The organism is Oscillochloris sp. ZM17-4, from assembly GCF_019599295.1.
Taxonomy (GTDB): Bacteria; Chloroflexota; Chloroflexia; order Chloroflexales; family Chloroflexaceae; genus Oscillochloris.
In genome coordinates, this window is sequence record NZ_JAIEWN010000038.1 from 39,427 (window position 1) to 53,842 (window position 14,416).

General features: G+C 71.6%; 13 protein-coding genes. All 13 read right to left on the bottom strand.

Features of this window, described 5'->3' with window-relative positions:
• Nucleotides 1-28: 28 nt before the first annotated feature.
• The 13 genes from K2Z83_RS21430 to K2Z83_RS21490 all read right to left on the bottom strand — a co-directional run bounded on the left by K2Z83_RS21430 (nucleotide 29) and on the right by K2Z83_RS21490 (nucleotide 14,182).
• Nucleotides 29-829: a metallophosphoesterase gene (locus K2Z83_RS21430; protein WP_220597227.1), complete on the bottom strand. Its 801-nt coding sequence runs from the start codon at nucleotides 827-829 to the stop codon at nucleotides 29-31.
• Between the two features lie 11 nt (nucleotides 830-840).
• On the bottom strand, nucleotides 841-1,299 hold the full coding sequence (locus tag K2Z83_RS21435; protein ID WP_220597228.1) for a GNAT family N-acetyltransferase: 459 nt from the start codon (nucleotides 1,297-1,299) through the stop codon (nucleotides 841-843).
• Between the two features lie 53 nt (nucleotides 1,300-1,352).
• Complete coding sequence (locus K2Z83_RS21440) at nucleotides 1,353-2,435, bottom strand: diaminopropionate ammonia-lyase (protein ID WP_220597229.1); 1,083 nt, start codon at nucleotides 2,433-2,435, stop codon at nucleotides 1,353-1,355.
• Between the two features lie 39 nt (nucleotides 2,436-2,474).
• Nucleotides 2,475-3,266: an alpha/beta hydrolase gene (locus K2Z83_RS21445; RefSeq protein ID WP_220597230.1), complete on the bottom strand. Its 792-nt coding sequence runs from the start codon at nucleotides 3,264-3,266 to the stop codon at nucleotides 2,475-2,477.
• A gap of 74 nt (nucleotides 3,267-3,340) precedes the next feature.
• Nucleotides 3,341-4,063: a tetratricopeptide repeat protein gene (locus K2Z83_RS21450; RefSeq protein WP_220597231.1), complete on the bottom strand. Its 723-nt coding sequence runs from the start codon at nucleotides 4,061-4,063 to the stop codon at nucleotides 3,341-3,343.
• Nucleotides 4,064-4,162: 99 nt separating this feature from the next.
• Nucleotides 4,163-5,368 (bottom strand): VWA domain-containing protein, encoded by a 1,206-nt coding sequence (locus K2Z83_RS21455; protein WP_220597232.1) that lies wholly within the window; start codon nucleotides 5,366-5,368, stop codon nucleotides 4,163-4,165.
• Between the two features lie 158 nt (nucleotides 5,369-5,526).
• Nucleotides 5,527-6,615 (bottom strand): energy-coupling factor transporter transmembrane component T, encoded by a 1,089-nt coding sequence (locus K2Z83_RS21460; protein WP_255604385.1) that lies wholly within the window; start codon nucleotides 6,613-6,615, stop codon nucleotides 5,527-5,529.
• Between the two features lie 3 nt (nucleotides 6,616-6,618).
• Nucleotides 6,619-7,398, bottom strand: coding sequence for an adenosylcobinamide-GDP ribazoletransferase (gene cobS, locus K2Z83_RS21465; protein ID WP_220597233.1), 780 nt, complete (start codon nucleotides 7,396-7,398; stop codon nucleotides 6,619-6,621).
• Nucleotides 7,399-7,459: 61 nt separating this feature from the next.
• Nucleotides 7,460-8,083 carry a histidine phosphatase family protein gene (locus tag K2Z83_RS21470; RefSeq protein WP_220597234.1) on the bottom strand — a complete coding sequence of 208 codons (624 nt, stop codon included), beginning with the start codon at nucleotides 8,081-8,083 and terminating at the stop codon, nucleotides 7,460-7,462.
• Between the two features lie 119 nt (nucleotides 8,084-8,202).
• The gene (locus K2Z83_RS21475) at nucleotides 8,203-9,270 is read right to left on the bottom strand and encodes a TAXI family TRAP transporter solute-binding subunit (protein ID WP_220597235.1); all 1,068 of its coding nucleotides are present in this window, start codon (nucleotides 9,268-9,270) and stop codon (nucleotides 8,203-8,205) included.
• Between the two features lie 183 nt (nucleotides 9,271-9,453).
• Nucleotides 9,454-10,668, bottom strand: coding sequence for an amino acid ABC transporter substrate-binding protein (locus K2Z83_RS21480; RefSeq protein ID WP_220597236.1), 1,215 nt, complete (start codon nucleotides 10,666-10,668; stop codon nucleotides 9,454-9,456).
• Nucleotides 10,669-10,722: 54 nt separating this feature from the next.
• Nucleotides 10,723-11,508 (bottom strand): response regulator transcription factor, encoded by a 786-nt coding sequence (locus K2Z83_RS21485; RefSeq protein ID WP_220597237.1) that lies wholly within the window; start codon nucleotides 11,506-11,508, stop codon nucleotides 10,723-10,725.
• The gene (locus tag K2Z83_RS21490; RefSeq protein WP_220597238.1) at nucleotides 11,477-14,182 is read right to left on the bottom strand and encodes an ATP-binding protein; all 2,706 of its coding nucleotides are present in this window, start codon (nucleotides 14,180-14,182) and stop codon (nucleotides 11,477-11,479) included. Before K2Z83_RS21490 ends, K2Z83_RS21485 begins: the two co-directional genes overlap by 32 nt.
• Between the last annotated feature and the right edge of the window lie 234 nt (nucleotides 14,183-14,416).

Consider the following 14,416-nt stretch of genomic DNA (forward strand, 5'->3'; position numbering starts at 1 on the left):
GGAGAGGGCGAACCGCCATCGGCTAGATCTACACGATCTCAAGGCAGAGCGCCTGGAGTGCGCCAGGGCCGCCGCCGACGACGTGGCACGAGATCGGGCCGTGGCGGCCATCGACCGTCCACGCACCGGGGCGGTGCAGGTGCCCGCTGACAATATGGGTCACCTTGCGGTAGCCGACCACCAGATCGCCAAGCGTGAGGTTTCCCAGGTAGGCCCGCAGCAGGCTCCAGCGGCTGTGGGCGGGGTAGTCGGGGATGGCATGCGCGATGATCGGCATGTGCGTCACCACCAGCACATGCTCAACCACCGGGTCGGCCTCGCAGGCGTCGAGCCGCCTGGCCAGCCCCCGTGCGAGGTAGCGCGCCATCGCCACATCGCTCCAGGGCCAGTCTACATAGTCGGCATCGTGGTTCATCTGCCCTTTCAGAGTCCGGTAGTCAGCGGCGGTGTGTGGCAGGTGGGGCGATCGTGATGAGTAGTCGTACCAGGCCATCGTCCCACAGATCCCCAGCCTGCCCAGCGTAAACCGCTGCGCCTCAAGCCAGATGAAGCCCTCTTCGTGGGTGGCCTGCGGCAGCTGCGTCTGCCAGAGATCCTGGCTGCTGTACTCGCCCCGGTAGACATCATGGTTTCCGGCGACGAGCAGCCGCGGGCATGGCATGTCGCGGAAGAGCTGGAGCGTCTTACGGAACAGGCGTAGCGGGTGGCCCACATCGCCCGCGATGATAAAGCAGTCTGGCTCAGCGGCCCGCAATGACTCGGCAAACGCCACGTAGGCGGCGCGTTCGGCCGGGCGGTAGTGGAGGTCGGCGGTGATCAGGATGCGCATAGTGCTCCACCTCAGCCCAGCCGCTTCTCATAGAACAGGCTGTGCGGGTCGAGCCGGTAGTCGCCGAAGGGGCCGACCTCGACATAGCCCATGCGCTCGTAGAGCGCGATCGCCTCGCGCTGGAGGACGCCGGTCTCCAGGCGCAGCAGTGGCGCGCCCTGCTCGCGGGTGAAGGCCTCCAGGTGGCCGAGCATCCGCTTGCTCAGCCCGCGTCCGCGGAACTGCGGGCGCACAAACATGCGCTTCACCTCGCCGTACTCCGCGCCGTAGAGCTTGACCCCGCCGCACCCGGCGGGCTCCCCGCCCACCCGCAGCACGAAGAAGTCCACGCCCTCGGCGATCAGGCTGTCCACATCCAGGCCGTGGTGGCTCTCGGCCGGGTAGAGCGGGAGCAGCAGCTCGTCCAGCTCAATAACCAGGGCCATCGCGTCGGGCGTGTCCGGGCGCTCCGGAGTGATGGTGACGGACATTGCTTTACCTCAACGATACAGCCCGCGCCGTAGGGACGCAGCGCGCTGCGTCCCTACGCGCCGACGATCTCCGCATACGCCTCCGGGTCCGTCGCCCCCTCGGTGATGATCGCCAGCGCGTGAGTGCGCGCGCCGATGCCCAGGCGGGCGCGGGCCTCGGCGTCCTCACACAGGGCCAGCAGCCCGGCCACCCCGGCCGCACCGGTCTCTCCTGCCACCACGCCCTCGGCGGCCAGGGCGCGCATGGCCTCGCGGGCCAGCTCGTCGGGCACAGCCAGGGCCGCGTCCAGACCTTCGCTGATGATCGGCCAGGCCACCGGCGAGGGCAGGCCGCAGTTCAGCCCGGCCATGATCGAGCGGTGCGGGCCGGGCACCTCGCTGATCTGGCCCGCCCGCAGCGAGGCCAGCACGCAGGCGGCCTGGTCAGGCTCAACCCCGACGACCCTCGGGCCGCCGGCGCCCTGGCGGTAGTGTCCAACCACGGCGGCGGCCAGGGCGCCCACGCCCATCTGCACGGCCACCAGATCGGGGCTGCCGCCCAGGGCCGCATCGGCCTCCTGGAAGATCGTCGCGTAGCCCGCGATCACATCGCGCGGGGTCTGCTCGTAGCCCGGCCAGGCCGTGTCCGAGATAACGATAGCCTCGGGGCCGGCCGCCGCCGCCGAGCGCGCCACGGCCTCGTCGTAGCTGCCATCCACCACCGTCAGCTCGGCGCCCTCGCCGGCGATCGCCGCCTGGCGGGCCGGGGCCATATCGGCCGGCACAAAGATGCGCGCCCGCAGGCCGAGCAGCGAGGCCATGCGCGCCACCGCCCGCCCGTGGTTGCCGTCTGTGGCGGCCAGCAGGGTCAGCGGGCGCAGCCGGGCCACCGCCGCCCGCAGGTCGTCCAGCGTCACCCACTCCGGCTCCTCGCCCAGCCGCGCGCAGAGCGCCCGGTAGGTGGCGAAGGACGCGCCCAGGATCTTGAACGACGGCAGGCCCAGCCGGTCGGTCTCCAGCTTCAGCGAGAGCCGGCCGACCCCCAGCCGCGCCGCCAGGGCCGGCGCATCGACCAGCGGCGTCGGCGCGTAGCCCGGCAGGCGCCGGTGGAAGGCCAGGGCGGGCGGCGTGGGCCGTGGGTTGTAGAAGATGTCCATATCATCCTGTAGGGGCGACCCTCGTGGTCGCCCGCCCGATCACACACCCTGCTTCGCCAGCCACGCCGCCATCCGCCCGGCGGCCCGCTCCCAGCCGGTGTCGAGCATCAGGTCGTGGGCGATGTCCGGCAGCACCTCAAGGTCGGCGCCCCAGGCTTGCGCCGTGGCCCGCTCCTCGGCCACCGTGATGATCCGATCCTGCTCGGCGGCCATCACCAGCAGCGGGCATGCGCCCGGGCGCGGCCGGGGCAGCCGCAGGGCCATGGCGTCGATGATGATCCGCAGCGACTCAGACTGGAGCCGGGCGGCGTGGCGGGCGAGCTCATCGTCTGGCAGGTCGGCAGAGAAGAAGGAGTCCTTCGCCAGCGCGGGGGTTCCGACAAGCTCAAGCCCGTCGAGGGTGCCCAGCGTGCGCAGGGTCGCCTCTGGGTGCTGGGCGGCGTAGCGGATAAGCATATCGCGCGCACCCATCGTTGGGATAGGGGCCAGCAGCGCGGCCGCCGGCGGCGTGTTGCGCTCCAGGTAGAGCTGGGTCACGTAGCCGCCCATCGAGTGGCCGATCACCGCCGGCGGGCGCGGGAGCGATGCCGCGGCGGCCTCAAGGTCGGCCAGGTAGTCGGCGGCGCTATGCCAGCGGATGCCCTCTCTGCCGCCGCTGCCGCCGTGGCCGCGCATGCTCAGGGCGTGGCACTCGTAGCCCAGGCCGGCGAAGTAGGGCATGAATCGCTCCCAGCACCAGGCCGCGTGCCAGGCCCCGTGGACGAAGAGCAGCGGCGTTGGCCGGGGCTGCCCCGCCGGGTGCTGTGAGATGATCTCGATCTCAAGGGACATTCGGCTTCTCCCTAGTAGTCTGGCCGAGCAATACTCGCGATCTCCCAGCGCAGAGCTGTCTGCCGGGCGCTGTATTAGCTCTCTAGAATCTCAAGCACCCGCTGCACCATCGCCGTATCGCTCGGGTCGAGGCCGTAGAGCAGCGGGCCGGGGCGGCGCTCGCCCGCCCAGATCTTCTCCACCGGCCGGCGCACCCGCCAGCCCTTGCGCTCCAGATCCTCCAGGGCCACCTCCACATCGGCCCGCTCCGACTCATCGCCCCGCGCCACGGCGGCGATCGCCTGGAGCAGCGGCTCGAACTGCTGCACGGCCGATTCGGCCTGCTCCTCGTCGGCGTCGCTGATCACCCCGGCCGCCGTCAGCCGCTCGTAGATGATCTGCTGCTCGGCCACCGGCAGCGCGTCGAGCGCGAACTGCAGGGCCGCGCCGTCGCCGCGCTCCAGGGCGCCGCGCACCGCCGGCGGCAGGCTGTCCAGAAACGCAGGGTCGAGCACGCTGGCCACATCATTGGCCGCGAAGCGGTGGCGCTCGGCGAACTCAGCCAGGCCGATCTCGTCGAAGATCGTGGCCGCATGCTCCAGGTAGGGCCGCGCCAGGTCGGCCCGGCCCATGCGGCGCAGCGCCCAGCCGTAGTTGCCGGTCTGCGCCGCCGCGCTGTAGGAGTCGCCGGCGGCCCAGTAGAGCTTCACCGCCTGGTTCAGCAGGTCGGTGGCCTCGGGCAGGCGGCCCTGCTCGATCAGGGCCCGCCCGCGGGCGATCAGGGCGTCGGCCTGGGCCTTCGGGTTGTTTGTAGTCATGGGGGTTCTTGATGTCGGGGCGCAGCAGGCGCGCCAATAAAACTCGAACAGACGGAGGAACACGTGCGCGCCTGCTGCGCCCTTACGGGCGCTGCGCGCCTAGCCCGCCGCCCCCAGCACGCGCTGGCGGCGGGCGGTGGGCGTCTTGCCGAGCGTCGAGAGCCGCTCGCCGAGCTGCTCCAGGCTCACCAGGTTATGCACGGGCAGGAAGTCGTCCACAAAGGGCAGGGCCGCCTGCATGCCGATCGTCAGCGGCTCATAGCCGGGGCTGCCGAGCAGCGGGTTCAGCCAGATCAGCCGGTGGCACGAGCGCTGCAGACGGTCCATCTCGCGGCTCAGCGTCGCCGGCTCGCCGCGGTCCCAGCCGTCGCTGATCAGCAGCACCACCGGGCCGCGGCCGAGCACGCGCCGGCCCCAGCGGTAGTTAAACTCCTTCACCGCGTCGCCGATCCGCGTGCCGCCGCTCCAGTCGCGCACGTGCTTCGTCACCGCGTCGATCGAGTCGTCGATATCCTTGTGGCGCAGCTGGCGGGTGATCCGGGTCAGCCGGGTGCCGAACACAAACGACTCGACATCGCCGACGCCGCTGGAGATCGCGTGGACGAACTGGAGCAGGATGCGCGAGTAGCGCTCCATGCTCCCGCTGATATCGCAGATCACCACCAGCGGCCGCGGCTCGCGCTGCGTCTCGCGCCAGGCCAGGGTGATCGGCTCGCCGCCGTAGCGCATGTTCTGGCGCAGCGTGCGGCGCATGTCCAGGGTGCGCCCGCCGCGGTCGGGGCGGCGGCGGCGGTTCGGCCGATCCTCGATCTTCCAGCGCATGCGCCGGATCAGATCCTTGCAGGCCTGCACCTCCTCCCAGCTGAACTGGCCGAAGTCCTTCACCCGCAGGGCCTCGGTGTGGCTGTAGGTGAGCTGGATCTCGATCTCCTCCTCCTCCGGCGGCCTCTCGCCCTCCTTCGCATCCTCAGGCTTGCGCCTCGGCAGGCGCAGCTGGCGCTGGGGCACCCGCATCTGCGGCAGGCCCATCATCATCAGCTCCTGCTCGGGCGTCAGCCCCGCCGACGTGCGCCAGAAGAACTCGAAGGCCATCTCGAAGAGCGGCAGGTCCTCGCGGCGCAGCACCAGGGTCGCCCGCGCCGCCGCCCGGAAGTCCTCGCGCTGCGTGATCGGCACGTGCCCAAGCGCCTCGATCAGCACGAGCATCTGCCCCGGGCTCACCGCCACGCCCATCTCGTGCAGCAGGTAGCCGAACGCGAGCAGGTGGGTCATCAGGTTTCCGCCCGGCTGGTCGCTGGTCTCCATACGGCTCCTCAACAAGCGGCATCCCGCGCCCATTCTAACATAGAGCACTGAGGCGCTGAGGCACTGAGGCACTGATGCCCAGGGCATGTGCACCGTCGCTGCGCTAACATAACATTTCTGGGCAGGGGGCAGGGGCGGCTCGCGAGCCGCCCTCTCTTCTATGTGCGGGCGGCGCGGCGGGCGCGGCGGGCGGCGCGCGGCGCGGCGGGCGCGCCGACGAGGGCGGGCGTGGCGAGCAGCAGCAGGGCCATGCCGGCGCGCAGGTCGAAGGCGGGGGCGATGAGCTGGGGGAAGGGGTAGTAGACCAGGCCGGCGTCGCCGGACATGCGCAGCAGGATGATCGCCAGGGCGCAGCCGACGGCGGCCAGGGAGGCCAGGGCGTCCCGGCGACGCCAGCGCTCGCGGCGGTAGGCGCTGCGCCGCACGCGCCGGCCGATGGCGCGCGCGGCCATGCCGAGGCAGACCCCGCCGGCCGAGGCCATGGTGGCGGCGGGGGCGGCCTGGGCGACGCCGTAGTAGAGCCAGAGGACGAGCCCGCCGGCCAGCAGCAGCGAGCCGGCGATCAGGACGAGCTGGTGGCGGGCAGGGGCGTCGTCGGGGCCGGCCCGCCCGTAGCCGCGCGCGTCGAGGCTCTCGGCGAGCTGGACGGACTTCTCCAGGCTGCCGGCGAGCAGGGGGGCGGCCAGGGCCACCCAGCTGCGCGGCCCGCCGAAGCGGTGGCCCCGGGCGCGCTGGGCCTGGCCCACCTCGATGATCGCGCGCAGCAGCGCCGGCACGAAGGCGACGGCGATGGTGATCGCCAGGCCGGCGTGGTAGAGCGAGGGCGGGGCCATGCGCAGCAGCCGGTGGTGGTCCACCAGGGCGTTGAACGCGCCGAAGATCACCATCAGCGCCCAGATGCTAAGGCCGCGGGTGGCGCCCCAGGCCAGGGCCTCGGCGGTGACGGGGCCGCCCAGCACCACCCCTCCCAGGAAGGAGGGCAGGCGCAGCGCGGGCAGGTCGAGCAGCACCGTCTCGCCGCGCGCCCCGCCGACGGTGATCAGCGAGAAGATGACGTAGCCGACAAAGACGAAGGCCCCGGCGCGCACGAACAGGCCGAAGCTGCGGGCCATGGGCGAGTCGCCCCGGCAGGCCAGGAAGACCTGGGCCGCCGCCAGGAAGATCAGGGCCAGGTAGAGCGGGCTGGGCGCCAGGGTCGCCGCGATCAGCGCCGAGGCCAGCCAGATCAGCCATGTGAGCGTGTGCATCTATTATTGCCCCCACGTGATCGCGGCGAGGGCGACCACCTCGCCGATCTCACAGAGCGCGCCGTAGGTGTCGCCGGTGAGGCCGCCGAGGTCGCGCACCCACCAGCGGATGAGCAGGTGCGAGCCGGCCAGGACGAGCAGGGCGGCGACGAGGCCGGCCGGGCCGGCGACGATGATCGCGAAGGCCAGGGCGAAGGCGCTGGCGGCCCAGAAGTCGGAGCGGCGGACGAGCTGGTGGAAGGTGCGGCCCAGGCCGCCCTCGCGGGCGGCGGGGAACCAGAAGATGCCGTAGCAGTTGGCCCAGCGGCCGAGGGCCGGGGCGACGAGGGCGGCCCGCCACCAGCCGGGGCCGGCCCCGGCCAGGAAGGCGAACTTGAGCAGCATCAGGGCGACGAGGGCGATCGCGCCCATGGCGCCGATCCGGCTGTCCTTCATGATCTCCAGCTTGCGCTCGCGGGTGCGCCAGCTCATCACTGCGTCGAAGGTGTCGCTCAGGCCGTCGAGGTGCAGCCCGCTGGTGATGATGCCCCAGATGGCGACGACCAGGGCGGCGCGGGCCAGCGGCCCCCAGCCGGCGTCGCCGAGCCAGCCGGCGGGCAGCAGCAGCGCGCCGATGATCGCGCCGGCCGCCGGGAACCAGGGGATGGATGTGACCATGCCCGCCTCGCTGGCGGGCGGCAGCCAGGGCTGCGGGATGATCGTCAGGAAGCGTATGGCCTCGCCGAGGCTGGTGATCGGCCCCCAGATGCTCCAGCGCGGCGCGCCGCCGTTCTGCTCGCTCACAGGCACTCCTTGGTAAGGGCGCAGCAGCGCCGCGCTGCTGCGCCCTTACTATCACGCCTCATCATAGAGGTGTCGCGCCGAGGCGCGGCACCTCGTTGACCATGCGGATGATCGCGCCGCTGGGGTAGACGTCGAGACATGTCAGGCTGCCCAGGTCGATCCGCCAGCGCCAGTGCTCCTGGATGGAGGTGCCGAGGCTGGCGGAGAGCACGAGCTGGATGGGCGTGGCGTGGGTGGCGATCAGGATTCGCCCGCCGGGGTTATCGCGCAGGAGCTGCCTCCAGGCTGCGGTGATGCGGTCGCTGGCCTCGGCCAGGCTCTCGCCGCCGGCGGCCTTGCCGTTGATGCCGGCCCCCCAGCGGGCGCGGGCCTCCTCGGGGAAGCGGGCCAGCACCTCGCGGTAGGTGAGACCCTCCCAGCGGCCGTGGTCGGCCTCGGCCCAGGCGGGGTCCGCGCGCAGGGCGGCGCCGCGGCGGCCCGCCAGGATGGCCTCGGCGGCCAGGCGGGTGCGCTCGCGCGGGCTGGCGATGATCAGGCCGAAGGGGATGGCGCGCAGCCGCTCGGCCAGGGCGGCCACCTGGCGCCGGCCGTAGCTGGTGAGCGGGCTGTCGCTGTGGCTCTGGTAGCGCCGCTCGCGGTTGGACTGGGTCTGCCCGTGGCGGATGAGCCAGACGCTGGTGCGCATAGATTGGTACCTTGTTGGGGCGCAGCAGCGCGGCGCTGCTGCGCCCTTACGAGCAGCGCGGCGCTGCTGCGCCCTTACGAGCAGCGCGGCGCTGCTGCGCCCTTACGCGCCAGTGGCTCTTACTTCAGCTCGGCCGGGATGGAGACGCCCTGCTCCTCCCAGAACTTCACCGCGCCGGGGTGCAGCTTGTTGGCGATCCCGGTGACGCCCACATCCAGGCCCATCTCCTTGGCGGAGGGGTGGGCCTCAAGCAGCCGGGCCAGCCCGCCGTCGATGTAGACCGCCTTCAGGGCGTTGTAGACCACATCCGCGGGCACGTCCTTGTTGGCCACCCAGAGGGCGGTGTCCTGGAAGCTCTGCACGTCGGCGTCGTTGCCGGGGTAGGCGCCGCCGGTGAGGGCGCGCTGCGAGTAGAAGGGGTACTCCTTGAAGAAGCCGCCCTCGACGCCGGGGGTGTAGATGTCGAGCAGCTTGATGTCGGTGAAGGTCGAGGCCTCCGTCACCGAGGAGTTGGGGAAGCCGGCCAGCACCCAGAAGCCATCGAGCTGCCCGTCGCCCATGGCGGCGGCGGCCTGCGAGTAGCCCAGGAACTCAACCTGCATCTTGTCGTAGAGGCCCAGCGCCTTGAAGTAGCGCTCGGCGCTGAGGGCCGCGCCCGAGCCGGCGTTGCCCAGGGCGACCCGCTTGCCCTCAAGGTCGGCGACGGTGTTGACCCCGCTCTTCACCGAGACGACCAGGTGGGCCACGCCGCCGTAGAGCGGGGCGACCGGCATCACGCTGTCGTACTTGGTGGCGTCCTCAGGCAGGACGCCCTGGCTGCCCAGCGACACGTCGCCCGAGTAGACGATGCCGAACTGGCGGTCGCCGGCGTTGACGCTGCGCAGGTTCTCGGCCGAGCCGCCGGTGCCCTCGGCGGTGATATCGACATTGGACACGCCGTCGTTGATCACGAGCGACAGGACATCTGCGTAGACCTGGAAGACGCCGCCGACCGGGCCGCCGCCGAAGGCGTAGCGCAGGGTCTCGCCCGACGACGCGGCCGGGGCCTCCGGGGCGGCGGTGGGCTCGGCGGCGGCCGGGGCGGCCGGGGCGGTGGTGGGCGCGGCGGCGGGCGCGGCGGCGCCGCAGGCGCTCACCGAGATGATCGCGATGAGCATGAGCGCGAGCAGGCGGATTCGTGAAACCACTGTGTTTCCTCCTATATGTTCGCCAAGAGACCGGGATGCCCCAGTATATGATTTTTGGCGCGGCAATCGCATAAACAACGCGTAAATATTTTGACGGGGACATGCGTAGGGCCGAAGCATTCGCCCGGATGCATGGCGGGCACGGGGGACACTGCGGGCGAATGCTTCGGCCCTACCTTGGAATCACCGCATGGCCGGGATCGGGTAGATCGCCGCGCGCTCGGCCACCTCGATCGGGAAGACGGTGTACTTCATGCCGTCGGGGTGGAGCTGCTCGACGGCCATGGGCTTGTAGACATTTGCCCCGCGCGCGTCGAACTTGACCCGGCCGAAGAAGGTCATCATGTCGGTCGCGGCCAGGGCGTCGCGCACGGCCTCGCGGTCGACCCGGCCGACCTGCTCGATGGCGCGCTGGAGCACCACCAGGGCCGCCGTCGACTCGGCGGCCTGGTAGGCGATCTCGCTGTGCTGCGGGTAGCGCGCCCGGAAGGCGTCGGCGTAGGCCGCCGGGGTTCCCCAGAGATCCTCGCCCGTGTAGGCCAGCGCGCTCGTCCACTGGGTCGCCCCGAGGATGTAGTCGGCGTCGGAGCCGAGGTGCCGGCGGAACTGCGGGGTGCTCGGGCCGACGCTGAAGCCCATGGCCCTCGGCCGCAGGCCGATGGCGCGGGCCTGGCGCACCACCAGCAGCGCGTCCTGGAGATGCCCTGCGCCCAGCAGCAGGTCGGGCGAGTCGCCCTTCACCTTCGTCAGCCAGGGCGACACGTCCTGGGTCTCGGGCGGGTAGAAGGCGACGGAGACGACCCGCATGCCGCGCTCGCCGGCGTACTGCGCGGCGCCGCGGGCCACCTCGCGGGAGAAGGACTCGTCCTCGCCGATGATCGCCACCGTGTGCGCCGCGGGGTCGCGCAGCAGCACCAGGTCGATGATCCCGCGCAGGTAGGCCGGCGCCGGCGTCTGGAGGCCGAAGGTGTAGCGGTAGCCGTTGTGGAAGATGCTCTCGGCGGCCCCGTTCGGCTCGACCATGGGCACCCGGTGGCGCTCGGCCACCTCGGCGGCGGCGGCGGTCGGCTCGCTGGCGTAGGGGCCGACCAGGAAGTCAACCCCGTCCTCGACGATCAGGCGCTCGACCAGCTCGGCGGTGCGCTGCGGGCGCGACTCATCGTCGTAGTAGATCAGCCGCACCGGGTGACGCCGGCCGCCCACCAGCAGCCCGCCCTGCGCGTTGATCGCCTCGACCCAGAGCTGGTAGCCGTCGCGCACATACTCGCCCTCCTTGAATGTCTTGCCGGTGAGCGAGATCGCCGCGCCGATGGTGATCGTCGGCGGTTCGGTGCCGCCAGTGATCGGCGCGCAGGCGGATAGGAGAATGAGGGCGATGATTATGAGGTGGTATTTCATACCATACACCGCGTAGGGGCGCAGCAGTCGGCGCAAGCGCCGACTGCCGCGCCCCTACGCCATAAACCGATACCCCACGCCCGGCTCGGTGATCAGGTGGCAGGGGCTGGCTGGCTCGCGCTCGATCTTGCGGCGCAGGCGCCCGATAAACACGCGCAGGTACTCGACCTCGTCGCGGTAGTTCTCGCCCCAGATCGCCTGGAGCAGCTCCTGGTGAGTCACGACCCGGTGGCGCTGCGCGGCCAGGTGGGCCAGCAGGGCGAACTCGGTGGGGGTCAGGCGCACCGGCTCGCCGCGCACGCTGACGCTGCGCGCGTCCTCGTCTATCTCCAGGTCGCCGTAGACCTGGGGGCCGACGCGGGACGGCGCCGCGCCCCAGCGGGCGCGGCGCAGCACGGCGCGCACGCGGGCGAGCAGCTCCTCCACGCCGAAGGGCTTGGTCAGGTAGTCGTCCACGCCGAGGTCGAGGGCGGCCACCTTATCGCGCTCGGCGTCGAGGGCGGTGAGCACCATGATCGGCACGGTGGACTGGGCGCGCACCCGCGCGCAGACCTCCAGGCCGCCGAGGCGCGGCATCATAATGTCGAGGATGAGCAGCTGGGGGCGCTCGGTCTCCCAGAGCGAGAGCGCCTCAAGCCCGTTGGTGGCCTCGAACACAGTGAATCCGCGGGCGCTGAGGTTGCGGCTGACGAAGTCGCGCAGGCTGGGCTCATCCTCGGCCAGCACAATTCGCGTTGGCGGCGATGCCATGCGAGTCTCCTTCGGGATTGCAGATTGCAGATTGTAGATTGCAGATTGCGGGCAGGGCTCAATCTGCAATCTGCAATCTGCAATCTGCAATCAACACAGGCAGGGTGAAGCTAAACGTCGTGCCGGCCCCATCGCTCTCGGCCCAGATCTGGCCGCCGTGGGCCTCGACGAAGGCCTTGCAGATCGCCAGGCCCAGGCCGGTGCCGCCGGGGTGTCGCTGGCTGGTCGTCTGGGCGCGGTAGAAGCGCTCGAAGATATGCGGCAGCTCGTCGGGCGGGATGCCGGCCCCGTCGTCGCTCACCTGCACCAGCAGGCTATCGCCCTCGGCGCGGGCGCGCACCCGCAGCCGGTCGCCGCCGTAGAGCAGGCCGTTGGCCAGCAGGTTGCGCAGCACCACATCGATCCGCTGCTGGTCGATCATGGCTGGCGGCAGGTCGTCCGGCAGATCGAGCTCGATCGTGCGGCCCGCGGGCGCGACCACGCCGGCCACCGCGCGCCGGATCAGCCCGTCGATCAGCCAGGGGCTGCGGTCGAGGGCCAGCAGCCCGGCCTCCAGGCGGGCCATGTCGAGCAGGTTGCGCATCAGGGCGGCCATACGGTCCGCCTCGGCGTTGATCGTCCCCAGGAAGTGGCGCTGGTCGGCCTCCGACCAGCGCACATCGGTCTGGAGCAGGGTCGAGGCGTGGCCCTTGATCGCGGCCAGGGGCGTGCGCAGCTCGTGGCTGACCGCGCCGAGCAGCGTGGTCTTAAACTGATCGAGGGCGCGCTCGTGGGTCACATCGCGCAGCAGCAGGCCGCGGCCGATCGGCTGGCCGGACGGCGCGCCCACATCGAACTCGCGCAGCTGCACCCAGAGCGCCTGATCGCCCCGGCGCAGCTCGACGGCCCAGGCCAGCGTGCGCCCGTCGTCGGCCCGGCGCTCGTCGACCCGGCGCGGGGGCTGGCTGGCCGCCAGCCGCTCGATGGCGGCGTGGATGGCGGCGATCGGCTGGCCGACCAGGTCCCCATCGGCGAGGTCGAGCATCGCGCCGACGCCCCGGTTGGCGTAGAGCACCGCCCCGTCGTCGCGGGCGAGCACCAGCCCATCGTCCATGCTGGCCATGATCGCGGACAGCAGCCGGCGCTCCTGGGCGGCCTCCTGGTAGAGCCGGGCGTTCTCGCGGGCGATCTCGCGCAGCCGCTCGTCGCTGCGCTCGTAGAGCACGGCGTGCTCCCAGGCCAGCGTGGCGTGGTTGGCGAATGCCAGCAGCAGGTCGATCTCATCGGTGCCGAAGGGCTCGGGCCGGGTGCGGTAGACGAGCAGCACCACCCCGCCCACGTGGGCGCTGATGATCGGGATGGCCAGCAGGGCGCGGAAGCCCTCGTGGTAGGATGTCTGCGGGAAGTGCGGGCTCTCGCCGGCGATCATCTGCACCGGCCGGCCCTCGCGCAGGGCCATGGCCGAGGGCGACTGCGGGTTGTCGGGGGTGATCGTCAGCGCCCGCCTGGCGTGGCCGGCGTGCCCCTCGCTCACCAGCACCCGCAGCACCCCCTGGTCGTTCGGCACGATCACGCTGCTCGCCTGGACGTTGACCAGCTGGCCGACCGCGCTGATGATCTGGCGGGCCACGGCGGTCGGGTCGAGCGTGCCCACCACCGCCGTCGAGGTGGCCAGCAGCGTCTGCAGCTCGGCGATGCGCCCGGCCACCGTGTGGCGCAGCCCGTCCAGCGATCGCGCCAGGTCGCCGACCTCGTCGGGGCGGCGGGCGATCTGCGCGATCAGGGCCGGCGGCAGGGGCTGGTCCATCGGCAGGCTGCGGTTGTGGCGGGCGATCATCTGGATCGGGCGGATCACGCGGGCGCTGAGCAGCAGCCAGAAGAGCACGCCGCCCCCGGCGAAGAGGATCGCCAGGGCGGTCAGCCAGCGGCTGAAGTCGGCCACCACGGCGAAGGCGTCGCTGGTGTGGCGCTGGACGACCACGGCCCAGCCGACGCCGCCCACCGGCTCGGCGCTAAACAGCCACGACCTGCCATCGCGCCCGACCCCGAGCCTGGTGGCCGGGCGCCCGGCCAGGGCCACCTCGGCCCCGGGCAGGTCGGGCAGGCGCTGCTGGAGCAGGCGCGCCCGGTCGGGCGAGGCGATCAGCCGGCCCTCGGCGTCCAGCACCTGGATGTCCATGCTGCTGCCCTGCTCGCCGACGATCGTGCGCAGCGGGGCGCTCAGCTCGTCGAGCAGCAGGTTGGCCGCCACCACGCCGAGGAACTGGCCGCCGTCGCTATAGACCGGGTGGCCGAGCACGGCCACTGGGTTGAAGGTGATCAGGTCGACCACGCCGGCCTCGACCAGCGGCCCTCCGGCCTGCCTGGCCCGCTGGAAGATCCGCTCGCCCGAGTAGTCGGTGCCCACAGTGCGGGCGCTGCTGGGGATGGACACGCGCAGCAGGCCGTCGGCGTTCAGCCAGTAGACGCTGTCGACATCCTGGCGGGCGGCCTTAAACGCCCGGAAGATGCTGGCCATGGCCAGCTCGTCGTCGCCGCGCAGGTCGTCGAGCTGGGCCAGGTCGACCAGGGCGTCCTGGGCGTGCTGGAGCTTGTTGTCGAGCTCAAGGGCGATCGCCTGGGCTAGGGCCAGGTCGCTGGCCTGCACCTGCTCCTGGAGCCGCCCGCGCACATAAGCCGTCACCCCCAGCCCGGCCCCGAGCACCACCAGCACAAACACCAGGTAGGTGCCGAGGATCGGGCCGAGGAGCGATCGGCCGGGGGCGCCCAGGTTTGATCGGAGCATGGCTGGATCTGCCCATCACGTCAGTATTGTGTGATCACCGCTCGTGTATAAGGATAATATAAGCTATCGCCGGCAGGGTCAAGCGGGGCTATAGGGGAGGCAGGGCATGTGCAACGTCGCGGGCGGCTGAAGCCGCGCCGCCGGGCGCTGGGCGCCGAGCGTCGGCCTGCGCCGACGCCGGAACCGCCCGCGAAGGCGGGCGGGCGGCCGCAGGCCCCCCCGGCGCGGCTTCGG

What these genes read in the sequence shown, in the direction of transcription:
- K2Z83_RS21430 (WP_220597227.1), bottom strand. Translation starts at nt 829, where the DNA reads ATGCGCATCCTGATCACCGCCGACCTCCACTACCGCCCGGCCGAACGC.
- K2Z83_RS21435 (WP_220597228.1), bottom strand. Translation starts at nt 1,299, where the DNA reads ATGTCCGTCACCATCACTCCGGAGCGCCCGGACACGCCCGACGCGATG.
- K2Z83_RS21440 (WP_220597229.1), bottom strand. Translation starts at nt 2,435, where the DNA reads ATGGACATCTTCTACAACCCACGGCCCACGCCGCCCGCCCTGGCCTTC.
- K2Z83_RS21445 (WP_220597230.1), bottom strand. Translation starts at nt 3,266, where the DNA reads ATGTCCCTTGAGATCGAGATCATCTCACAGCACCCGGCGGGGCAGCCC.
- K2Z83_RS21450 (WP_220597231.1), bottom strand. Translation starts at nt 4,063, where the DNA reads ATGACTACAAACAACCCGAAGGCCCAGGCCGACGCCCTGATCGCCCGC.
- K2Z83_RS21455 (WP_220597232.1), bottom strand. Translation starts at nt 5,368, where the DNA reads ATGGAGACCAGCGACCAGCCGGGCGGAAACCTGATGACCCACCTGCTC.
- K2Z83_RS21460 (WP_255604385.1), bottom strand. Translation starts at nt 6,615, where the DNA reads ATGCACACGCTCACATGGCTGATCTGGCTGGCCTCGGCGCTGATCGCG.
- K2Z83_RS21470 (WP_220597234.1), bottom strand. Translation starts at nt 8,083, where the DNA reads ATGCGCACCAGCGTCTGGCTCATCCGCCACGGGCAGACCCAGTCCAAC.
- K2Z83_RS21480 (WP_220597236.1), bottom strand. Translation starts at nt 10,668, where the DNA reads ATGAAATACCACCTCATAATCATCGCCCTCATTCTCCTATCCGCCTGC.
- K2Z83_RS21490 (WP_220597238.1), bottom strand. Translation starts at nt 14,182, where the DNA reads ATGCTCCGATCAAACCTGGGCGCCCCCGGCCGATCGCTCCTCGGCCCG.